This is a genomic window from Massilia sp. Mn16-1_5, from assembly GCF_004798585.1.
Taxonomy (GTDB): Bacteria; Pseudomonadota; Gammaproteobacteria; order Burkholderiales; family Burkholderiaceae_D; genus Telluria.
In genome coordinates this window covers 61829-82334 of record NZ_PPXQ01000003.1, presented here as the reverse complement: position 1 = coordinate 82334, position 20506 = coordinate 61829, and the positions used below count along the sequence as shown (strand labels likewise).

General features: G+C 63.6%; 20 protein-coding genes and 1 tRNA gene. 14 read left to right on the top strand and 7 right to left on the bottom strand.

Going from position 1 to position 20506, the window contains the following annotated elements; all coding sequences use genetic code 11:
• Nucleotides 1-470 precede the first annotated feature (470 nt).
• From C2862_RS04225 to pepN, 3 genes are all read right to left on the bottom strand, one after another.
• A tRNA-Thr gene (locus C2862_RS04225) sits at nt 471-546 on the bottom strand.
• Between the two features lie 103 nt (nt 547-649).
• Entirely contained in the window at nt 650-1651 is a 1002-nt protein-coding gene (locus C2862_RS04220) for a class 1 fructose-bisphosphatase (protein WP_136218865.1), read from the bottom strand.
• Nucleotides 1652-1681: 30 nt separating this feature from the next.
• The gene (gene pepN, locus C2862_RS04215) at nt 1682-4327 is read right to left on the bottom strand and encodes an aminopeptidase N (RefSeq protein ID WP_136218864.1); all 2646 of its coding nucleotides are present in this window, start codon (nt 4325-4327) and stop codon (nt 1682-1684) included.
• 197 nt (nt 4328-4524) lie between these two features.
• Between pepN and C2862_RS04210 the strand changes: the two genes are divergently transcribed.
• Nucleotides 4525-5172, top strand: a complete 648-nt coding sequence (locus C2862_RS04210) for a DUF4136 domain-containing protein (RefSeq protein ID WP_136218863.1) — start codon at nt 4525-4527, stop codon at nt 5170-5172.
• Between the two features lie 88 nt (nt 5173-5260).
• On the opposite strand, the gene C2862_RS25185 is transcribed toward C2862_RS04210, so the two are convergent.
• From C2862_RS25185 to C2862_RS04195, 4 genes are read right to left on the bottom strand one after another with little or no spacing between them, the layout of a single operon-like run.
• The gene (locus tag C2862_RS25185) at nt 5261-5404 is read right to left on the bottom strand and encodes a hypothetical protein (protein ID WP_168709999.1); all 144 of its coding nucleotides are present in this window, start codon (nt 5402-5404) and stop codon (nt 5261-5263) included.
• Nucleotides 5401-6375: a quinone oxidoreductase gene (locus C2862_RS04205; protein WP_136219065.1), complete on the bottom strand. Its 975-nt coding sequence runs from the start codon at nt 6373-6375 to the stop codon at nt 5401-5403. The genes C2862_RS25185 and C2862_RS04205 overlap by 4 nt, the downstream gene beginning before the upstream one ends.
• Complete coding sequence (locus tag C2862_RS04200; RefSeq protein ID WP_136218862.1) at nt 6375-6767, bottom strand: methylglyoxal synthase; 393 nt, start codon at nt 6765-6767, stop codon at nt 6375-6377. The genes C2862_RS04205 and C2862_RS04200 overlap by 1 nt, the downstream gene beginning before the upstream one ends.
• Before the next feature lie 23 nt (nt 6768-6790).
• Nucleotides 6791-7717: a DMT family transporter gene (locus tag C2862_RS04195; protein ID WP_136218861.1), complete on the bottom strand. Its 927-nt coding sequence runs from the start codon at nt 7715-7717 to the stop codon at nt 6791-6793.
• Between the two features lie 227 nt (nt 7718-7944).
• Between C2862_RS04195 and C2862_RS04190 the strand changes: the two genes are divergently transcribed.
• The 13 genes from C2862_RS04190 to pepA all read left to right on the top strand — a co-directional run bounded on the left by C2862_RS04190 (nt 7945) and on the right by pepA (nt 20504).
• A complete protein-coding gene (locus tag C2862_RS04190; protein ID WP_210735882.1) occupies nt 7945-8748 on the top strand; it encodes a DUF2182 domain-containing protein in 804 nt (267 codons plus the stop codon).
• Between the two features lie 179 nt (nt 8749-8927).
• Nucleotides 8928-9653, top strand: a complete 726-nt coding sequence (locus C2862_RS04185) for a YebC/PmpR family DNA-binding transcriptional regulator (RefSeq protein ID WP_136218860.1) — start codon at nt 8928-8930, stop codon at nt 9651-9653.
• A 12-nt stretch (nt 9654-9665) separates the two neighbouring features.
• Nucleotides 9666-10931 (top strand): phosphoribosylamine--glycine ligase, encoded by a 1266-nt coding sequence (gene purD / locus C2862_RS04180; protein WP_136218859.1) that lies wholly within the window; start codon nt 9666-9668, stop codon nt 10929-10931.
• Nucleotides 10932-11093: 162 nt separating this feature from the next.
• Nucleotides 11094-12005: an oxygen-dependent coproporphyrinogen oxidase gene (gene hemF, locus C2862_RS04175; RefSeq protein ID WP_136218858.1), complete on the top strand. Its 912-nt coding sequence runs from the start codon at nt 11094-11096 to the stop codon at nt 12003-12005.
• On the top strand, nt 12002-12661 hold the full coding sequence (locus tag C2862_RS04170; protein WP_136218857.1) for a nicotinate-nucleotide adenylyltransferase: 660 nt from the start codon (nt 12002-12004) through the stop codon (nt 12659-12661). The genes hemF and C2862_RS04170 overlap by 4 nt, the downstream gene beginning before the upstream one ends.
• A complete protein-coding gene (gene rsfS, locus C2862_RS04165; protein WP_136218856.1) occupies nt 12661-13353 on the top strand; it encodes a ribosome silencing factor in 693 nt (230 codons plus the stop codon). The genes C2862_RS04170 and rsfS overlap by 1 nt, the downstream gene beginning before the upstream one ends.
• 6 nt (nt 13354-13359) lie before the next feature.
• Nucleotides 13360-13830 carry a 23S rRNA (pseudouridine(1915)-N(3))-methyltransferase RlmH gene (rlmH, locus tag C2862_RS04160; protein ID WP_136218855.1) on the top strand — a complete coding sequence of 157 codons (471 nt, stop codon included), beginning with the start codon at nt 13360-13362 and terminating at the stop codon, nt 13828-13830.
• A 13-nt stretch (nt 13831-13843) separates the two neighbouring features.
• Nucleotides 13844-14464 carry a nucleoside triphosphate pyrophosphatase gene (locus C2862_RS04155; protein WP_136218854.1) on the top strand — a complete coding sequence of 207 codons (621 nt, stop codon included), beginning with the start codon at nt 13844-13846 and terminating at the stop codon, nt 14462-14464.
• Nucleotides 14465-14771: 307 nt separating this feature from the next.
• The gene (gene rng / locus C2862_RS04150; RefSeq protein ID WP_136218853.1) at nt 14772-16235 is read left to right on the top strand and encodes a ribonuclease G; all 1464 of its coding nucleotides are present in this window, start codon (nt 14772-14774) and stop codon (nt 16233-16235) included.
• Between the two features lie 220 nt (nt 16236-16455).
• Nucleotides 16456-17343, top strand: coding sequence for a sensor histidine kinase (locus C2862_RS04145; protein WP_136218852.1), 888 nt, complete (start codon nt 16456-16458; stop codon nt 17341-17343).
• A gap of 127 nt (nt 17344-17470) precedes the next feature.
• Entirely contained in the window at nt 17471-17863 is a 393-nt protein-coding gene (locus C2862_RS04140; RefSeq protein WP_136218851.1) for a hypothetical protein, read from the top strand.
• Complete coding sequence (locus C2862_RS04135) at nt 17860-19314, top strand: ATPase domain-containing protein (protein WP_136218850.1); 1455 nt, start codon at nt 17860-17862, stop codon at nt 19312-19314. The genes C2862_RS04140 and C2862_RS04135 overlap by 4 nt, the downstream gene beginning before the upstream one ends.
• A 317-nt stretch (nt 19315-19631) precedes the next feature.
• Nucleotides 19632-20504 carry a flocculation-associated PEP-CTERM protein PepA gene (gene pepA, locus C2862_RS04130; RefSeq protein WP_136218849.1) on the top strand — a complete coding sequence of 291 codons (873 nt, stop codon included), beginning with the start codon at nt 19632-19634 and terminating at the stop codon, nt 20502-20504.
• Nucleotides 20505-20506 lie beyond the last annotated feature (2 nt).

The following is a 20506-nucleotide window of genomic DNA, read 5'->3' as shown; positions in this document are numbered from 1 at the left end:
AATAGACCGGTACCCGACCTCACCACATTCTTCCTCGATTCCGCTCGAAACAAAACGGAGGCGCGAAAATGAACTGTGCTACATCAATGGATCAATCGGATCATGCCTTCGGTCAATGATTTGCATCGACGACCTCGGGCAAGCTCAAAAGTTCCTCAACAAGCCATGTCACTTTCGCATCCCGTTTTGCAAGAGTACGCCACTGAGGCGTAGCGCACGATTGCAGCTGTCGGGTTACCGCCTCGCGATACAAAAAATATAACGTCTGGGGTAGCGGGACCGTGCGTTGACTAACAGAGTTGCCGGATCGATGGCGTTCGACGCAAAATAAGAGCCGTTACAAGGCGTTTAAGTGAGTAAAGGAAATGAAAACGGACTGCGAGCAAGATCTCTGCTGCAAGAAAACTGGCGGCAAAAGCGCCGGACGAAAAAAAAGCCCAGCGTGAAGCTGGGCTTTTCTTGTAAATCCTTGGTGCCGCTGACCGGAATCGAACTGGTGACCTTCGCATTACGAATGCGCTGCTCTACCGACTGAGCTACAGCGGCTCTACGCCGGGCGATCCCGACGAAGAGCCGTATTCTAGCAAACAACCCGCCAAACTTGCTAGTCCGACTCGGCAATTTCACCAAGAATTTGCCAAATTAGCACTTATTCGGCGTGGTAGCCGGTGACCAGCTCGACTTCTTCCTTCGAACCGAGGAACACCGGCACGCGCTGGTGCAGCTTGGTCGGCTGGATCTCCATGATGCGCCGGGTGCCGTCGGTGGCGGCGCCGCCGGCTTGCTCGACGATCATCGCCATCGGGTTCGCTTCGTACATCAGGCGCAGCTTGCCCGGCTGCGAAGGATCGCGCATGTCGGCCGGATACATGAAGACGCCGCCGCGGTTCAGGATGCGGTGCACGTCGGCCACCATCGAGGCGATCCAGCGCATGTTGAAATCCTTGCCGCGCGCCCCGGTCTTGCCAAGCAGCATTTCGTCGACATAGCGCTGGACCGGCGCATGCCAGTGGCGCTTGTTCGACATGTTGATCGCGAACTCCTTGGTCGAGGATGGGATCTGCATATTGCTCTGGGTGCGCACCCAGGAACCCATTTCACGGTCGAGCGTGAAGCAGTGCACGCCGTCGCCGGTGGTCAGCACCAGCATGGTTTGCGGGCCGTACACGGCATAGCCGGCGGCGACCTGCGCCGTACCTGGCTGCAGGAAGGCTTCCTCGGTCGGTTCGCCCATGCCTTCCGGCGCCTTCAGCACCGAGAAGATGGTGCCGATCGAGACGTTGACGTCGATGTTCGACGAGCCGTCCAGCGGATCGAAGAGCAGCATGTATTCGCCCTTCGGATAGCGGTTCGGAATCGGGTGGATGCTTTCCATTTCTTCCGATGCCATGGCCGCCAGGTGGCCGCCCCACTCGTTGGCTTCCAGCAGGATCTCGTTCGAGATCACGTCCAGCTTCTTCTGGACTTCGCCCTGGATGTTCTCGGTGTCGGCGCTGCCGAGGATGTCGCCCAGCGCGCCTTTGCTGACTTCATAGCTGATGCGTTTGCAGGCGCGGGCCACGACCTCGATCAGGAGGCGCAGCTCGGCCGGGATGGTGTTGTGGAGGCGTTGCTCTTCCACGAGGTGTTGCGTGAGACTGACGCGTTTCATGAACTTCCTTTTTGGATTGAATACTTGTAATTAATTTGCCAAAGCCTTGCCGACGACCTCGCGGACGTCGTTCGACAGGCGCTGCTGGCCGGCGACCTGCTGCAGCGCCTTCTTCATGTGCTCCTGCAGTTCCGGCGTGTAGCGGCGCCAGCGGTCCATCGCGCGGGCCAGGCGGCTGGCCACTTGCGGGTTCAGGGCGTCGAGGGCGATCACCTGCTCGGCCCAGAAGGCGTAGCCGCTGCCGTCCGGTGCGTGGAACTGGACCGGGTTGCCGGCACAGAAGCTCGAAATCAGGCTGCGCGCGCGGTTCGGGTTGCGCAGGTTGAAGGCCGGGTGGCGCATCAGGCCGCGCACGGCGGCCACGTCGGTGATCGCGCTCGAAGCCTGCAGCATGAACCACTTGTCGATGACCAGGGCTTCGTCCTCGAACTCGTCGTAGAAGCGCTGCAGGGCTGCATCCGCGCCCGGTGCGCGGGCATGGATCAGTGCGCTCAGCGCGGCGACGCGGTCGGTCATGTTGCCGGCTTCGTCGAATTGCCTCTGCGCCAGCGCCAGGCCCTCCTCGTCCTGCGCCGCGGTGAGATAGGCCAGGCACAGGTTTTTGAGGGCGCGCTTGCCGATCGACAGCGCATCCGGGCTGTATTCGCCCGGGGTCTGGTTCGCTTCGTACTGCGCCAGCAATTCGGTGCGCAGGCGGGCGCCGATATTCGCGCGCATGAACTGGCGCGCCAGGTGGATCGACAGCGGGTTCACGACCTCGATCTGCTCGGCCACCATGCCCTCCGAGGGCAGCAGCAGGGCCTGTTCGCGGAAGGAAGGGTCGAGCGTCTCGTCGCTCAGTATCTTGCCCAGCGCCAGCAGGAAGGTGTCGTCCAGCATCAACGGTGCGCCGACGCCGGCTTCGCCCGTCAATTTCAACAGCCGCCCCATGGCCAGGCGCTGGCCGGCTTCCCAGCGGTTCACGGCATCGCTGTCGTGGTTGAACAGGTGCAGCAGGTCGGCATCGCCGTAGTTGTAGTCGAGGATGATCGGCGCGGAAAAGTCGCGCAGGATCGATGGCGTCGGCTGTTCCTGCACGTTGTCGAAGACGAAGCTTTGTTCGGATTCAGTCAGTTCCAGCACGGTGGTCGTACCCTTCTCTTCGCCGCCGATGCTCAGCGGCAGGTCGCGCCCATCCGCACCCAGCAGGCCGACGGCGATCGGGATGTGGAAAGGGAACTTGCTGGTCTGGCCGGGCGTTGCCGGGCAGGACTGGAAGAAGGTCAGCGTATAGGTCTTGGCGACATCGTCGTAGCGGGTTTCGACGCGCACCACCGGGGTGCCGGCTTGGCTGTACCAGCGCTCGAACAGGGACAGGTCGCGACCGTTCGCATCGGCCATGGCGCGACGGAAATCGTCGCAGGTCACGGCCTGGCCGTCATGGCGCTCGAAGTACAGGTCCATGCCCTTGCGGAAGCCTTCGCGGCCGAGCAGGGTCTGGTACATGCGCACGACTTCGGCGCCCTTCTCGTACACGGTGACCGTATAAAAATTGTTGATCTCGACGAAGGAGTCGGGACGCACCGGGTGGGCCATCGGGCCGGCGTCTTCCGGGAACTGGGCCTGGCGCAAGGTGCGCACCTGGTCGATGCGGCCGACGGCGCGGCCGCTCTCGGTGCCGATCATGTCGGCCGAGAATTCCTGGTCGCGGAACACTGTCAGGCCTTCCTTCAGCGACAGCTGGAACCAGTCGCGGCAGGTGACGCGGTTGCCGGTCCAGTTGTGGAAGTATTCGTGGCCGACGACGGCTTCGATGCCCTGGAAATCGATGTCGGTGGCGACACGCGGATTGGCCAGCACGAACTTCGTGTTGAAGATGTTCAGGCCCTTGTTTTCCATCGCGCCCATGTTGAAGTCGCCGACGGCGACGATCATGAAGCGGTCCAGGTCGAGCTCGAGGTTCCAGCGCTCCTCGTCCCAGCGGATGCTGTTCTTGAGCGACTGCATCGCGTAGTCGGTCTTGTCGAGGTTGCCCTCTTCCACCCAGACTTGCAGCAGGGCGTCGCGCCCGTCCGCCAGGCGGAAGGTTTCTTCCTGACAGACCAGGCGTGCGGCCACCAGCGCGAACAGGTAAGACGGCTTCTTGAACGGGTCTTCCCACTTGGCATAGTGGCGGCCGTCGCCGAGATCGCCTTCTTCGACCAGGTTACCGTTCGACAGCAGCACCGGATACTTGTCTTTGTCGGCACGCAGCATGACGGTGAAGACGGCCATGACGTCCGGGCGATCCGGGAAATAAGTAATCGCGCGGAAGCCCTCGGCTTCGCACTGCGTATAAAAACTGCCGTTCGAGGTGTACAGGCCGTTCAGGGTCGTGTTCTGTTCGGGCACGCAGATCGTCTCGATCTCGAGCGTGACTTCTTCCGGCGTATCCGGAATCGTCAGCAGGCTGCCTTCGATGCGGTAATCCTGATCGGTCAGGGTGTTGCCGTTCATGCGCAGCGCCACCAGTTCCAGGTTCTCGCCGTAGAGCTCGATTTCGCGCTGGGCACTGTCGGGATTGCGCCGCAGCGTCATCCGGTTGGCGACAATGGTGCGCGCGGGATCGAGGTCGAAGCCGAGCTCGACGGTCTCAACGAGGTAGCTGGGCGGGGTGTAATCTTTCCTGTAAATCGTCTGGGGCGTGTCGGTGCGCATGGGATGTCCGGAAAATACAGTCGAAGAAGGGCTTATTTTACCAACAAGATTTATCGCGGCTCGCGCGATTTCGGTGCGGCGGAATGTGTCGGCATGTGCAGAGGGTAACCATGTGTAAATTATTCTGCGAAAATTAGCGGAAAGGCGCAGTCTGAGGCTGGGCAAAGACCGTCTAAAAAAATCGGAGAGAAATCGAAATGAAACGCTTGATTGCAGCAGGCATGGCGCTCACGGCGCTGTTGCTCGGCGGGTGTGCCACCACCATCCGCTCGGACGTGACGACCTTCCATCAATGGCCGGCCCAGCTCGAGGACAAGAGCTACGTGTTCGAGGCGCCGCCGAGCTTCGACAATACGCTGGAATACCAGAGCTACCAGAACCTGGTGCGCGGGCAACTCGCCCAACTCGGCTTCAATGAGGCCAACACGGGGGCGGCCGCGCTGAAGGTCGGCATGCGCTTTACCACCACCGACGTGCCGGTGCGCGTGATCCAGCCGGTGTCGCCGATGTTCTACGACTACCCCTATTACCGTTTCGGCCCGCGCTACTACTCGCGCTTCGGTCCGCGCGGCCGCCTGGCGGGCTGGTACCACCCGTTCTACGATCCGTTCTGGAGCCCCTTCCCCCAGTACCAGGTCTCGATCGAGCACCAGTACCGGCGCGAGCTGCAGGTGTCGATCAAGGACAAGGGCGACAAGCGCCTGTTCGACGTCACCGTGCACAACATGAGCCGCGAACTGTCGACCCCGGCCGTGATGCCGGCCCTGGTGCAGAGCGCGTTCACCGGCTTCCCGGGACCGAACGGCCAGGTGCGGCGCGTGGAGTTGCAGCGTAAGGAAGGTTGAGGTCTAGCTGTCCGCTTGAAAGAAGAAAGCCGGAACCAAGGTTCCGGCTTTTTTACGTAGGGTGGGCTCAGGGAGCCCACCCTACGAATTACGAAAAATACGCTTCGGACGCGAAGGTAATCACAATAATCAGCAGCACCGCCAGCAGCAGCACGATCAATAAACGCCCGAACTTCGGCGCGCCGACCGTGTCCGGCTCCTGTGGCTCGTTGTCGTCGCTAAACTCCCTCATGGCAGCAAAATCGTCGAGCCGGTGGTGCGGCGCGCTTCGAGCGCGGTGTGGGCGGCGGCGGCTTCGGCCAGCGGGAAGCGCTGGCGGATGTCGATCTTCACTTTGCCGCTTTCGACCATCCGGAACAGGTCGGCCGCGCGCTCTTCCAGCTCGGCACGGGTGGCGCTGTAGGCCGCCAGCGACGGGCGCGTGAGGTAGAGCGAGCCGCGCGAGGCCAGTTCGTTCATCGAGAACGGCGGCACGGCGCCCGAGGAATTGCCGAAGCTGACCATCAGGCCGCGCGGCTGCAGGCAGTCGAGCGAGCGAATAAAAGTGTCCTTGCCGACCGAATCGTAGACGACGGGGACCTTCTTGCCGTTCGTGATGTCCAGCACGCGCGCCACGATGTCCTCCTCGTTGTAGTTGATCACGTGGGCAGCGCCCGCCGCCTTCGCCAATTCTCCCTTTTCCTTGGACCCGACCGTGCCGATGAGGTTCACGCCGAGTGCGCGCGCCCATTGGCAGGCGATCAGGCCGACACCGCCGGCGGCCGCATGGAACAGGATGGTCTGGCCCGGCTTCACCTGATACGTGCCGTTGAACAGGTACTGGACCGTCAGCCCCTGCAGCATCATCGCCGCGCCGGTCTCGAAGTCGATGCCGCTTGGTAGCTTCACGAGGACGTCGGCCGGCATGGTGCGCAGTTCGCTGTAGGCGCCATTCGGGCGTCCGGCATAGGCGACGCGGTCGCCCGGCTGCACGTGGGTCACGCCCTCGCCTACCGCCTCGACGATACCCGCGCCTTCCTGGCCCAGGCCCGAAGGCAGCGGCATCGGATACAGGCCGGTACGGAAATACACGTCGATGAAGTTCAGGCCGATCGCATGCTGGCGCACGCGCGCCTCGCCCGGACCCGGCTCTCCTACCTCGACGTCGACGTATTCCAGTACTTCGGGCCCGCCGGTGCGGGTCATGCGGATTGCCTTGGCCATCATGCTGTGGTCTCCTTGTTGGTGGTAATCAGGCGGCCCAGCACCAGGCGAGCCGTGGATACGTTGGTGGCGCAGGCGATGTCGTGGACGTCGCAGGCGCGCACCAGGGCGTTGATGTCGGGTTCGTGCGGCTGCGGCGTCATCGGGTCGCGCAGGAAGATCACGCAATCGATCTCGCCGGTGACGAGGCGGGCGCCGATCTGCAGGTCGCCTCCGAAGGGGCCGGAATGCATGCATTCGACGGCGAGGCCGAGTTCGTTGATCAGGCGCGAACCCGTGGTGCCGGTGGCAACCAGGTTGCAGCCGGCCAGGAAGTCGCGGTATTCGCCGGCCAGGGCGATCATGTCGTCCTTCTTCTTGTCGTGGGCAATGAGGGCGATGCGTGGTTTCATGGTTTCTCGTCTTTCTCGTCTCTTTACTGTTTTTTCAAGGACAGCAGCGCGATTCCCGCCAGCACCAGGCCGGTGCCGAGCAGCTGCACCGCGGTGAGCGGCTCGCCCAGCACGAGGAAGCCCAGGAACAGCGTCGACACCGGGCCGATCATCCCGGCCTGGGAGGCAGTCGCCGCGCCGATGCGCTGCACCGCGGCCATGGTCATGAACACCGGGAGGATAGTACAGAAAACCCCGTTCACGAGCGAGAGGCCATACACGGGGAGCGGTTGCACCAGCAGTTCGACAGGACGCAAGATAAAGAATTGCGCCAGGCAGGCCACGCTCGAGACGCACATCGCGTAGGCCACCAGGCGCAGCGAACCGATGCGGCGCACCATCTCGCCCGAGCCGAGCAGGTAGAAGGCGTAGCTGACGGCCGAACCCAGCACGAACAAGGCACCGATGGCCGTGCTGGCCGTGTCGCCGCCGGCCAGGTCGTGCAGGAAGACCAGCACGATGCCGCAATACGACAACGCCAGCGCGCCCCACTCGGCCGCGCCAATACGGCGCTTGAAGAAGGTGGCCGTGATCACCAGCACGAAGGTCGGCGTCAGGAACAGGATCAGCCGCTCGAGGCCGACGGAAATATATTGAAGGCCGAGAAAATCCAGGTAGCTCGAGAGGTAATAGCCGATCAGGCCGAGCCCGGTGATGCGCCAGCGGTCCGCCGGGCTGAGCGGCGCTTCGGTGCGCATCTTCCAGAGCGCGACCGCAGCAAACACCGGAAGTGAGAACAGCATTCTGAACGCGATCAATGTCACTGCATCGATGTGGTATCGGTACAGCAGTTTGGCGACTACTGCTTTAGTCGAAAACAAGACCGCACCGCCAATCGCGATCGCCAAGCCGGCGACATAGGCCGGGCGCGGCATGGAGGTGGCGGTCGTGGCGGATTCAGGCTGGCTCATCCGACGATTGTACGTCGTGGCACGAAATCGAGCTCGGCAGGGGCCCGGAACGCAAGGGCGCGCTTCCGGTCCAACCTCGACAATCTTGATCGGCGAGGAGGAACAATGCTGAACTGGAGCATGAGGCAGCTGCCCGGCCGGCGCGCGCCTCGTTTGCCTGTGCGCCGGCGTTTATGCCTCCGTTTGTGCCTGCATGCCAGCCTGCCGGCCGGCCACGGAGCGTTCCGATGACGGCCCTGATCCGCGTCGACACCCAGCCCGGCCGCGAACGGCCGCTCGTCATCGCCTGCCTGGCGATGCTGGTCGCGATCTGCTGGGCCTGCCTCGTGTTTCGCGCCCTGCGCATCGCGACGCTCGAACCGGCCGTTCTCGCGGCCGGGCCGCTGCCGGAGGGTGCGCTCGGCGCGGCGCCGCTGCCCTACCGCGCGCCCGAACTGTTGCTGCTGCTGGGGATGTGGGGCGCGATGCTGTCGGCGATCACCCTGCCTGCGGCCACGCCGGTCATCCTGCTGTTCGCCCACATCAGCCGGCTGGCGCACGTGGTGCGCTTCCCGAACATCGGTACCTTCTTCTTCGTGCTCGGCTACCTGGCCGCCTGGAGCGGCTTCGGCGCCATCGCCACGCTCGCGCAATGGGCGCTGCACGACGCCGGCGCCCTCGATGCCGGCATGGCCATCGTCAACCCGAGCGTCTGCGGCCTGGCCCTGGTTGCAGCCGGCACTTACCAGTGGACGCCGGCCAAACACCGTTGCCTGCAGCACTGCCGGGCGCCGCTTTCCTTCGTGGTGGCGGGCTGGCGGCCGGGCCTGGCGGGTGCGCTGCGCATGGGCGGCGCGCATGGCCTGCACTGCATCGGCTGCTGCTGGCTCCTGATGCTGCTGCTGTTCGCCGCCGGGGTGACCAACCTCGGCGCCCTGCTCGCCCTGGCGGGCTTGATCCTGGCCGAAAAGCTGTTGCCGAGCGGTCCGGTGCTGGCCTGTATCAGCGGTTTGGCGCTTGTTGCGTGGGGCACACTATTGTTGTTTCCATAATATGGAGCGTCTTACAGCATGCTCAGGGCAAGGCGCATCGTCGAAGACAGTACGCCTGTACGGCGAGACGGTGCAACGCAGCCATGAGCGTGTTGTAAGGCGCTCCGAGAGACCTTGGCGGACGGGGGCGCATGTTAGAATGTCGCCCACTCTTGCATACCGTCTAAGGAATTCTCGACATGGCTGGACACAGCAAATGGGCCAATATCAAGCACAAGAAAGCCGCCACTGACGCCAAGCGCGGCAAGATCTGGACCCGACTGATCAAGGAAATCACGGTCGCCGCGCGCATGGGCGGCGGCGACATCGACGCCAACCCGCGCCTGCGCCTGGCGGTCGACAAGGCGGCCGACGCCAATATGCCGAAGGACAACGTCACGCGCGCGATCCAGCGCGGTTCGGGCAGCCTCGAAGGTGTGGACTACGAAGAGATCCGCTACGAAGGCTACGGCATCGGCGGCGCGGCCATCATCGTCGACTGCATGACCGACAACCGCGTGCGTACCGTGGCCGAAGTGCGCCACGCCTTCAGCAAGTTCGGCGGCAACATGGGTACCGAGGGTTCGGTCGCCTTCATGTTCAAGCACACCGGCCAGTTCCTGTTCGCGCCGGGCGTGGACGAAGACAAGCTGATGGAAGCGGCGCTGGAAGCCGGTGCCGACGACGTGGTGCAGGACGAGGAAGGCGGCTTCGAAGTGCTGTGCGATCCGTTCGCCTTCTCGAGCGTCAAGGATGCACTGGAAAAGGCCGGCTTCAAGGCCGAGGTGGCCGAAGTCATCATGAAGCCTGCAACCGAAACCGTCTTCACCGGCGAAGATGCGATCAAGATGCAGAAACTGCTCGACGCGCTGGAAAACCTGGACGACGTGCAGGAAATCTATACCAACGCCGTCATCGAAGAATAAGGTGTGAGCCCCATGAAGATCCTGGTAGTCGGCTCCGGTGGCCGCGAACACGCCCTGGCCTGGAAACTGGCCCAATCCGAACGCGTCCAGATGGTGTACGTGGCGCCGGGCAACGGCGGCACCGCGGCCGACGCGCGCCTGGTGAATGTCGACATCACCGACCCGGCCGCGCTGGCCGATTTCGTCGTGGCCGAACACATCGCGCTGACCCTGGTCGGCCCGGAAGCCCCGCTGGCCGCCGGCATCGTCAACCTGTTCCGTTCGCGCGGCCTCAAGATCTTCGGACCGACGCGCGAAGCGGCGCAACTGGAAAGTTCCAAAGACTTCGCCAAGGCATTCATGCAGCGTCACGGCATCCCGACCGCGACATACCAGAGCTTCTCGGATGCCGCGCAAGCCCACGCCTACGTCGACGCCAACGGCGCGCCGATCGTCATCAAGGCCGACGGCCTGGCGGCCGGCAAGGGTGTCGTCGTCGCGATGTCGCTCGAGGAAGCGCACGCGGCAGTCGACCACATGCTGTCCGATAACGCCTTCGGCGACGCCGGCGCGCGCATCGTGATCGAGGAATTCCTGGCCGGCGAAGAAGCCAGCTTCATCGTCATGTGCGACGGCAAGCACGTCCTGCCGATGGCCACCTCGCAAGACCACAAGCGCCTGAAGGACCAGGACCAGGGTCCGAACACGGGCGGCATGGGCGCCTATTCGCCGGCGCCGATCGTGACCCCGGCGATGCATGCGCGCGTGATGCGCGAGATCATCAACCCGACCATCCAGGGCATGGCCAAGGACGGGATCACGTTCACCGGCTTCCTGTACGCCGGCCTGATGATCGATGCCGAGGGCAATCCGCGTACGCTGGAATTCAATTGCCGCATGGGCGATCCGGAAACCCAGCCGATCATGGCGCGCCTGAAAAGCGACTATGTGACGGTGCTGGAACACGCCTGCAACGGCACGCTCGACCAGGTCGAACTCGAATGGGACCGCCGCACCGCGGTCGGCGTGGTGATGGCCGCCGCCGGCTATCCGGACAGCCCGCGCAAGGGCGATGTCATCGAGGGCATCCCGGTCGAGACGCCGGAATGCGTGACCTTCCATGCCGGCACCCAGGTGGTGGACGGCAAGCTGCAGACCAATGGCGGGCGCGTGCTGTGCGTGGTCGGCCTGGGCGACAGCGTCAAGATGGCGCAGAAGCAGGCCTACGAGGGCGTCGACAAGATCCGCTTCGATGGCGCGCAGTTCCGGCGTGACATCGGCTGGCGTGGAGTCAGATAAGCGCGTTTCGATTTCGGAAGCCGTGTACCGCGTGGAGTCGGGACTCCACCCTACGATCTGTGGCTATTCGTAGGGTGGAGTCCCGACTCCACGCGTTTACACCATCCGATCTGTCCCGCAGTGTACAATCCCCCTCTTATTTTTCCGTCACCACCGCATTCCATGTCCACGCCCTCCCCGTCCGCCATCAAAGCCTGGCTGCTCGACCTGCAGCAACGCATCGTCGCGGGCCTGGAAGCGGTGGACGGCAAGCCTTTCCTGCGCGACAGCTGGGAACGCCCGGAAGGCGGCGGCGGTATCTCGCGCCTGATCGAGGAAGGCAATGTGCTGGAACGCGGCGGGGTGAATTTCTCGCACGTGACCGGCACCAGCCTGCCGCCGTCGGCGGCGGCCGCCCGTCCCGAATTGGCCGGCCGTGCATGGGAAGCGATGGGCGTCTCGCTGGTGCTGCATCCGCGTAACCCCTACGCCCCGACCGTCCACATGAACGTGCGCTTTTTCGAAGCGACGGCCGAGGGGAAGGAACCGGTCTGGTGGTTCGGCGGCGGCATGGACCTGACGCCCTACTACGGCCACCTGGACGACGCGCGCCATTTCCACCAGGTCTGCCACGACGCGCTGGCGCCCTACGGCGACGGCCTGTATCCGCGTTTCAAGAAGTGGTGCGACGAGTATTTCTATATCAAGCACCGCAAGGAAGCGCGCGGCGTCGGCGGCATCTTCTTCGACGACTTCAACGAGCTGCCTTTCGACGAGGCCTTCGCGATGGTGCGCAGTGCCGGCGGCGCCTTCCTCGACGCCTATCTGCCGATCCTGGAACGGCGCAAGGACACGCCCTACGGCGAACGCGAGCGCGACTTCCAAGCGTATCGGCGCGGCCGCTATGTCGAGTTCAACCTGGTCTGGGACCGTGGCACCCATTTCGGCTTGCAATCGGGCGGACGCACCGAGGCGATCCTGATGTCGCTGCCGCCGATCGTGAAATGGCGCTACGACTGGCATCCGGAACCGGGCAGCCCTGAGGCGGCGCTGTATTCGGACTTCCTGCCGCACCGCGACTGGCTTGCCAAGTGACCGCATGCATCGCCCTGCTCGGGGGTAGCTTCGATCCTGTCCACCACGGCCACGTCGCGCTGGCGCGGCTGTTCTGCGACCTGCTGCAACCGGGCGAGCTGCGCGTGCTCCCTGCAAAACCCTGGCAAAAAGCGTCCCTCCAGGCAAGCGACGCCGACCGCGTCGCGATGCTGGAACGGGCATTCGAGGAAACCGGGCTGCCGGTCGTGATCGACCAGCGTGAACTCGTGCGCGGCACGGCCACCTATACGGTCGAGACCCTGCGCGGCCTGCGTGCGGAACTGGGGCCGCAGGCCTCGATCGTGTTCCTGATGGGAGCCGACCAGCTGCAAAACCTGGACAGCTGGCGCGAATGGCAGCAGCTGTTCGAACTGGCCAATATCGGGGTGGCGGCGCGGCCGGGCTACACCCTGGATCAACATGCGCTGCCGCCGGCGGTGGCGCGTGAACTGGCGCCGCGCCTGGCGCCGCCCGAACAAGTGCGCACCACGCCTGCCGGCCTGGTGTGCCTGGCGCATACCCTGGCGGTCGATATCTCGGCCACGCAGGTGCGCGCCCTGCTGCGTGGAGGGAGTGAAGAGCGTACAGACGCGAACTCGCTCGTCCCGCCGGTAGTGCTAGACTATATTCAACAACATCATTTATACAAGAACTAATGGATATCAAAAAACTGCAAACGGTCGTCGTCGACGCCCTCGAAGACGTCAAGGGCCAGGAGATCATGCTGTTCGACACGACCGGGCTGACCAGCCTGTTCGACCGGATTGCGGTCGTTTCGGGTACGTCGAACCGCCAGACGAAGGCGCTGGCCGCCTCGGTGCGCGACAAGGTCAAGGAAGCAGGCGGCGACGTCGTCGGCATGGAAGGCGAGGACACCGGTGAATGGGTGCTGGTCGACCTGGGCGACATGATCGTCCACATCATGCAGCCGGCGATCCGCCAGTACTACCGTCTCGAGGAAATCTGGGGCGAGAAGCCGGTCAAGCTGGGCGCGGCCAAGCGCAAGTCGACGCCGGAAGCGGCTGAAGCGGCCGAGCCGAAAGTGAAATCGAAGCACCTGGCCGCGAACCAGGACGCGCCGGAAGCCAAGCCGGTCAACGAGCGCAAGCCGGCCGCCAAGAAGGCTGCGGCGACCAAGACCGCCGCCGCCAAGGCGCCGGCGAAGAAACCAGCCGCCAAGGCCGTCGGCAAGACCGTGCGCGTCGCCCCGAGCAAGACCGAGATCGCCGCCGTCGAGGCGACCAAGGCCAAGCCGCCGAAGCGTACGCCGAAAGCCGCCCCGGCAGCCGAAGGCGCCGCACCGGCCAAGAAGGTCATCAAGCGCGTGACCAAGAAGGCTGCAGAGTAAGCTTCAATGCAACTGATCATCGCCGCGGTCGGCCATAAAATGCCGGCCTGGATCGAAACCGGTTTCGCCGAGTACACGAAGCGCATGCCGCCCGAGCTGCGCATCGTGCTCAAGGAAATCAAGCCGGTCGAACGCTCCGGCAGCAAGACGGCCGCCACCGCGATGGCGCTCGAACGCGAGCGCATCGAAGCGGCATTGCCGAAAGGCGTGCGCATCATCGCGCTCGACGAGCGCGGCAAGGACCTGACCAGCGTCGGCCTGTCCCAGCAATTGCAGGCCTGGCAGCAAGATGGCCGCGACACCGCTTTCCTGATTGGCGGCGCCGACGGCCTCGATCCGGAACTCAAGGCCCGGGCCGAAGGTCTGATTCGTATTTCCAGTATGACCTTGCCGCATGGAGTGGTCCGGGTCATGCTGGCGGAGCAGCTCTACCGGGCCTGGACCATCACCCAGAACCATCCGTACCACCGCGTCTGACGGCATCCATCCCATGAAAGTCCTCGACAAGAAAATCTACCTCGCCTCGAAAAGCCCGCGGCGGCGCGAATTACTGCGCCAGGTCGGCGTGGATTTCGACCTGTTGATGCTGCGCAGCGATCCCGCACGCGGCGCCGTCGACGTCACCGAAGACGTGCACGCGGGCGAACTGGCCCACGATTACGTGGTGCGCGTCGCGCTCGAGAAAGGCGCCTTTGCCTGGCGCGTCCTGCAGCAACGCCGCCAGCCGCTGCGTCCGGTGCTGACGGCCGACACGACCGTGACGGTGGACGACGAGATTCTCGGCAAGCCGGCCGATCCGGCAGAGGCAGCAGCGATGCTGGAACGCCTGTCGGGCCGCACCCACCAGGTGCTGACCACCGTGGCCGTGCACTTCACCGATATGGCGGAACACGTGACGCAGGTGTCGAACGTGCGCTTCGCCAAGCTCACGCCGCAAGCCATCCGCGCCTACTGCGCCACGCCCGAACCCTACGACAAGGCCGGCGCCTACGGCATCCAGGGCCTGGGCGCGCTGTTCGTCGAGCACATCGAAGGCAGCCACTCGGGCATCATGGGCCTGCCCTTGTTCGAAACCGCGGCGCTGCTGCGCAAGGCGGGGGTGGTGATTTAATCGCGTGTTTGCGGGGCATGAAGCGATCACTCCGCCTGAATGGCGGCGTTTATAGCCTGGACTCGTACTTCAGGCCCCCAGCTTGAACTACTCCACGCGCTGCAGCGTCTGCTCAACGATAGCCTGATTGAGATTACGGTGGGGCTGATCAGCCGCCGTACCGCGTGGAGTCAGGACTCCACCCTACGTACGGTCATCCGTCCCGCTCTTGCCCCGTTTCGCCCTTCGTAAAACCGCTTTCCCCTGCCGACGCTTCTGCCGGGCGTGTATCATGGCACTCTGAACAATATCCCGTAGCCGGCGTGCCATGAACGAAGACATCCTCATCAATATCACCCCGCAGGAAACGCGCGTGGCGCTGGTCCTGCAGGGCGCGGTGCAGGAGTTGCATATCGAGCGTACGCTGACGCGCGGGCTGGCCGGTAACGTGTACTCGGGCAAGGTCGTGCGCGTCCTGCCGGGCATGCAGTCGGCCTTCATCGACATCGGCCTCGAGCGCGCGGCCTTCCTGCACGTCGCCGATATCTGGGAAGCGCGCCCGCACGACAATTCGAACACGCCGCCCACGCCCATCGAAAAGCTGCTCTACGACGGCCAGGTGCTGACGGTGCAGGTGATCAAGGACCCGATCGGCACCAAGGGCGCGCGCCTGTCGACCCAGATCTCGATCGCCGGGCGCATGCTGGTTTACTTGCCGCAGGACAACCACATCGGCATCTCGCAAAAGATCGAGAAGGAAGCCGATCGCGAACTGCTGCGCACGCGTATGGCGGGCCTGCTGCCGCCTGAAGAAAAAGGCGGCTACATCGTGCGCACCCAGGCCGAGGAAGCGTCCGACGCCGACCTCGCCGCCGACATCGATTACCTGCGCAAGACCTGGGCCGCGATCCAGCACGGCGCCCGTACCCGTCCAGCCACGAGCCTGCTGTACCAGGACCTGAACCTGGCCCAGCGCGTGCTGCGCGATTTCGTGCACGACGAGACGGCCACGATCCAGGTCGATTCGCGCGAAAACCACGCCATGCTCGTCGAGTTCGCCAAGGTCTATACGCCGAGCGTGCTGGCGCGCCTGCAGCACTACACGGGCGAGCGTCCACTGTTCGACCTCTACGGCGTCGAGGAAGAAATCCTGCGCGCGCTGGGCCGGCGCGTCGACCTGAAAAGCGGCGGCTACCTGATCGTCGACCAGACGGAGGCGATGACCACCATCGACGTCAACACCGGCGGCTATGTGGGCGGTCGCAACTTTGCCGACACGATCTTCAAGACCAACCTCGAGGCGGCGCACGCCATCGCGCGCCAGCTGCGCCTGCGCAACCTGGGCGGCATCATCATCCTCGACTTCATCGACATGGAAAACAACGAGCACCGCAACGCCGTGCTCGCCGAGCTGAAGAAGACGCTGGCGCGCGACCGTACCAAGGTCTCGGTCAGCGGCTTCTCGGCCCTGGGCCTGGTCGAGATGACGAGGAAGCGCACGCGCGAGTCGCTCGCCCACATCCTGTGCGAGCCCTGCCCGGCCTGCGCCGGCAAGGGGCAAGTCAAAACCTCGCGCACGATCTGCTACGAGATCCTGCGCGAACTGCTGCGCGAAGCGAAGCAGTTCAATCCGCGCGAATTCCGCATCCTGGCCTCGCAGGAAGTGGTGGACCTGTTCCTCGAAGAAGAGTCGCAGCACCTGGCCATGCTGGGCGACTTCATCGGCAAGAAAATCTCCTTGCAGGTCGAAAAAGGTTACCACCAGGAACAGTACGACGTGATCCTGATGTAAAGGCAATCGAAAGCCTGCTCAGGCGTGAACCAAAGAGCGCGGCCAGGTTCAAACCTCTATCGGAATGCTCCGGTCGGCCCCAATCCGATACGTTTGAAAATCTTGAATTGTTTGCAGATCGCTTCTTTTTGTTGACTTGACCGCTGAACCTGTCTTAGCGTCTGATAAGTAGCTGTTTGTGTCAGAGCGTTCTCTGCAGCCAGTCAAACTGCTTTCGTTCATGCCTACACCACCACCCGGCCGCAGCAAGGCGCATGGCCCGCGCCAGCCAAGGCAGCCTGAAGCGCACGGCGCGCATGCCGCGGCCCCTTTCGACGACGAGCGCGAAGCGGAGATGCTGCGCGTGACCCAGGACCAGATGCTGGTCAACCAGGCGCTGGTGGAAAAGATCTTCGCCTGCGAGCGGGCCGAGCTCGCCCTGCGCCAATCCGAACAGAAGCTGCACGACCTGCTCGCGCACCAGCACGCCATCCGCGAAGACGAACGCAAGCAGATTTCCCGCCGCCTGCACGATTCGCTGGCCCAGAACCTGCTGGCATTGCGCATGGATATCGTCATGATGCACCAGCAAACGACCGGCCGGCATGTCCGCCTGCGTGACCGCATCGGCGCCGCGCTCGACAATGTCGACGTCACGCTGCGCTCGGTGAAGGAATTGCTGGGAGAATTACGGCCGGCCTGCCTTGAACTCGGCTTGCTGGCCACCATCGAGATGGAACTGCGCAAGTTCTCGCGCGCCAGCGGCGTCGCCTACGACTTGCGCGCCCATCCGCCCCTAAATGACCTGGTCCTCGACGAAGAGCAGGTGCTGACCGTACACCGGGTCCTGCAGGAAGCACTCAACAACGTGTGCCGGCATTCGCTGGCCAGCCGGGTCGTCGCGCATCTCGAGACCGGCGCGGGCGTGCTGACCATGACGATCACCGACAACGGCATCGGTTTCGACCAGGCCGCGCCGCGCAAGCCGAACAGCTTCGGCCTGCTCGACCTGGTCGAGCGCGTCGCCGTCCACCGCGGCCAGCTCGTCGTGAACAGTGCGCGCGGACACGGCACCGAGCTACGCCTGCAGCTTCCCCTTACCTTGGACTGCGCGAATGATCCGGCCTAGCGCCAATCGGATAGAATCATGCCCTGAAATCATCTATCCACCTGGCCGGAACGTGGCGACCGCATGCCCGTCGGCGTGCCTTGCTCATGATTGCTGAACGCTGATGCCCATACCGACCGAGCTGCTCGTGAAGATCACCAGCAAGCTTGCACCCGACGACGGCCCCGCGACCGCGGAGGATGCACTGCACGTGTGGCGTACGCTGTTCGGCAAACTTGCCCCCCTGCTCGGCCCCCTGAGCACCGAACTGATGTTTGCGCGCAGCCTCGCGGCGCGGCAGCCTGCCTTTCCCTGGCTGCCCCGGCTGGCACCCGATGCCGAACCGGCCGCCTTTTCGCGCTTTGCGCCCTGCCTCGACGGCCGCTCCCCCGACGACATCCTGGCCGCCAACCGTGTCCTGCTGGAAACCTTCACATCCGCATTGGCCGAGCTGATCGGCGTGCCTCTGGCCACGCGCCTGTTGCACGCGGCCTTCCCCGATGACGATGCCAACAAGAATACTTTGGAGAAATCGGCATGACCGACAAAATTGAGCTGCGCCTGCTGGACAGTGGCGTCCCTGGACTCGATACGATCCTCGGTGGCGGCTTGCCCGAGCTGTCGTTCAACATCATTGGCGGCGCCCCCGGCAGCGGCAAGACTACCTTCGCCCAGCAGATGATGTTCGGCATGGCGACGCCCCAGCGCAAGGCGCTGTTCTTCACCGCCATGGGCGAGCCGCCGGTCAAGATGCTGCGCTACCAGCAGCAGTTCGATTTCTTTGACTTCGACAAGATCGGCAACGAGGTCAACTTCATCAGCCTGGCCGCCTCGGTCGAAAAGGGCAACTACGATGTCGTGCTGACCGAGATCCTGGATGCCGTGCGCCAGCACTCCCCGGCGCTGGTCTTCTTCGACTCCTTCCGCTCCTTCATCCAGGGCGCGCGCGGCGACCAGCAGGAAGCGGCGGCGCTGCAGATCTTCGTCCAGCGTCTCGTCTCGCACATGACCAGCTGGAACGCGACCAGCTTCCTGATCGGCGAATACCTCGCCAACGAAGCGGACCAGAACCCGATCTTTACCGTGGCCGACGGCATTTTCTGGCTGACCCAGCATGTGGAGCGCAACGCAATGTCGCGCAAGATCCAGGTGGTCAAGATGCGCGGCCAGAAGCAACGCTCGGGCCTGCATGCCTTCCGCATCGACCGCGGCGGCGTGCAGGTGTTCCCGCGCATTATTCCGGAAATGGCGCCGCAGCGTCCCGCACCGCTGGCCGGCAGCAAGCGCCTGTCCTCGGGTGTGCCGGTTCTCGACGACATGCTTGGAGGCGGCATCCCGCCCGGCTATTCGGTATTGCTGGTCGGCCCGGCAGGCTCCGGCAAGAGTATCCTGTCCACCGAATTCCTGGATGCGGGTGCGCAAAACGGCGAAACCGGGGTGGTGGCGCTGTTCGAGCGCGCCCCCGACCAGATCATGAATCCCAAGCTGAAGGTCCTGGTCGACGCCGGCCAGGTCGGCATGGTGACCGTGCGCGCGCTCGACGTGTCGATTGACGAGGTCCTCTACGAGCTGATGAACGAGATCGACGCGCGCAAGGCCACCCGCCTCGTGCTCGATTCGCTGACCGGTTTCGAGATGGCGCTCTCGCCCGCGTACCGCGACGACTTCCGCGAGTCGCTGTACCGCATGGCGACGGTGCTGAACGCCAAGGGCGTCACCGTCGTCATGACCAGCGAACTGGAAGACCGCTACGACGAGCTGCGCTTCAGTCCCTACGGCAGCGCGATCCTGGTCGATGCCGTCATCATGCAGCGTTTCGTCGAGTGGGAATCCGAACTGCATACGGTCATTTCCGTCATCAAGGTCCGCGGCAGCAGGCATAGCCGCCAGATCCGGGTGTTCGAGGTCACCGACGAGGGCGTGCGCATCAGCGCCACACCGGCGCCCTTCGCTGGCGTGCTGACCGGGTGCGCGCAGGTGCGCAACGCCTGACTGTCAGGCACACTGCCTGCGTCACATCGCACAACGCCAGCCTTCGCGCTGGCGTTTTTGTTAGGCGATCAGCCCGGCTGTTTTCAGAAAAAGCAAGATGTTAAATTTGAAAACGACTCATTTCAGTTTGCTAATATATTCATACAAATTTGCGTTCTTAACGGAAATGCCGATTTGTCGGGATTTTTTACACGTATTTACGGAGTACGATTTAAATTCCTGTAATCAATTGATTCTTAAGACTAATGTTTTCAGGCATGAGTATTGCTTTACTTAAGGCACTACCCGCCCACTAACATTCTGCCGAAAGAGAAACAATGAAATTTGTTAAACAACTGATCTGCGCCGCAGCCCTCGCACTCGGCTCAACCGGTGCCGCAATCGCGGAGCCGGTACTCAACAATTGGGTATTCAATCCGGCCGGCGGCGGCTTCAAGAGCGGCCAGGTCATCAACGAATACCTGGACATCAATGGCAATGCCTTCATCCAGCTGAGCCGGACCGGCACCACTTCCTTCTCGTTCAAGGAAACCGCCGTGTTCAACATCACGCAGGCGGACAGCAACGGTAAACTGTTCCCGCTGAACTACCGCGGTGGCAACATCACGGCCACCTTCGAGGCATCCGGCAGCGGCACCTTCAGCGGCGCCTTCAGCTTCAGCGGCGGCACCATCCGCATGTACCAGAATCCGACCAACGGCCAGTACGGCGGCACGAACGGCTTCTACGGCGCCAATCTGGGCGAGATGATCGCCGAGTTCAACGTACTGGCGGGCGGTGGCGGACTGGTCGATGCCACCGGCAGCCCGGTGCGCAACGGACAGGTCAGCGTCTTTGCCGAAGCCGCGCCAGGCAAGCTCGACGCCGGGTACTTCTTCAACAGCGCCGGCCGCGACCTGTCGACCTCCTCGGTCCTGGCTTTCGCCTTCACCAACGCCAACACGATCGGCTCGCCGACCAAGCGCCTGGTGAGCGAAGTGGCCTGCCAATTCGCGGGCTTCACCGGTCCAGGCTGCCCTATCGGCACGTATCGCAACCGTCCGGGCGAGTATTTCTTCCTCGGTACGAACGGCCAGTTCAAGCTGGCCGAAGTGAAGGAAGTGCCGGAGCCGGGCTCGATCGCCCTGTTCGGCATCGCCCTGCTGGCGGCGGGCGCGGTGTCGCGCAAGCGCAAGGCGGCGCAGCGCTAAAC

Bases quoted from the DNA above. Each gene is read 5' to 3' on its own strand.
- C2862_RS04220 (WP_136218865.1), bottom strand. From the start codon at position 1,651: ATGAAACGCGTCAGTCTCACGCAACACCTCGTGGAAGAGCAACGCCTC.
- pepN (WP_136218864.1), bottom strand. From the start codon at position 4,327: ATGCGCACCGACACGCCCCAGACGATTTACAGGAAAGATTACACCCCG.
- C2862_RS04210 (WP_136218863.1), top strand. From the start codon at position 4,525: ATGAAACGCTTGATTGCAGCAGGCATGGCGCTCACGGCGCTGTTGCTC.
- C2862_RS25185 (WP_168709999.1), bottom strand. From the start codon at position 5,404: ATGAGGGAGTTTAGCGACGACAACGAGCCACAGGAGCCGGACACGGTC.
- C2862_RS04205 (WP_136219065.1), bottom strand. From the start codon at position 6,375: ATGGCCAAGGCAATCCGCATGACCCGCACCGGCGGGCCCGAAGTACTG.
- C2862_RS04200 (WP_136218862.1), bottom strand. From the start codon at position 6,767: ATGAAACCACGCATCGCCCTCATTGCCCACGACAAGAAGAAGGACGAC.
- C2862_RS04195 (WP_136218861.1), bottom strand. From the start codon at position 7,717: ATGAGCCAGCCTGAATCCGCCACGACCGCCACCTCCATGCCGCGCCCG.
- C2862_RS04190 (WP_210735882.1), top strand. From the start codon at position 7,945: ATGACGGCCCTGATCCGCGTCGACACCCAGCCCGGCCGCGAACGGCCG.
- C2862_RS04185 (WP_136218860.1), top strand. From the start codon at position 8,928: ATGGCTGGACACAGCAAATGGGCCAATATCAAGCACAAGAAAGCCGCC.
- purD (WP_136218859.1), top strand. From the start codon at position 9,666: ATGAAGATCCTGGTAGTCGGCTCCGGTGGCCGCGAACACGCCCTGGCC.
- hemF (WP_136218858.1), top strand. From the start codon at position 11,094: ATGTCCACGCCCTCCCCGTCCGCCATCAAAGCCTGGCTGCTCGACCTG.
- rsfS (WP_136218856.1), top strand. From the start codon at position 12,661: ATGGATATCAAAAAACTGCAAACGGTCGTCGTCGACGCCCTCGAAGAC.
- rlmH (WP_136218855.1), top strand. From the start codon at position 13,360: ATGCAACTGATCATCGCCGCGGTCGGCCATAAAATGCCGGCCTGGATC.
- C2862_RS04155 (WP_136218854.1), top strand. From the start codon at position 13,844: ATGAAAGTCCTCGACAAGAAAATCTACCTCGCCTCGAAAAGCCCGCGG.
- rng (WP_136218853.1), top strand. From the start codon at position 14,772: ATGAACGAAGACATCCTCATCAATATCACCCCGCAGGAAACGCGCGTG.
- C2862_RS04145 (WP_136218852.1), top strand. From the start codon at position 16,456: ATGCCTACACCACCACCCGGCCGCAGCAAGGCGCATGGCCCGCGCCAG.
- C2862_RS04135 (WP_136218850.1), top strand. From the start codon at position 17,860: ATGACCGACAAAATTGAGCTGCGCCTGCTGGACAGTGGCGTCCCTGGA.
- pepA (WP_136218849.1), top strand. From the start codon at position 19,632: ATGAAATTTGTTAAACAACTGATCTGCGCCGCAGCCCTCGCACTCGGC.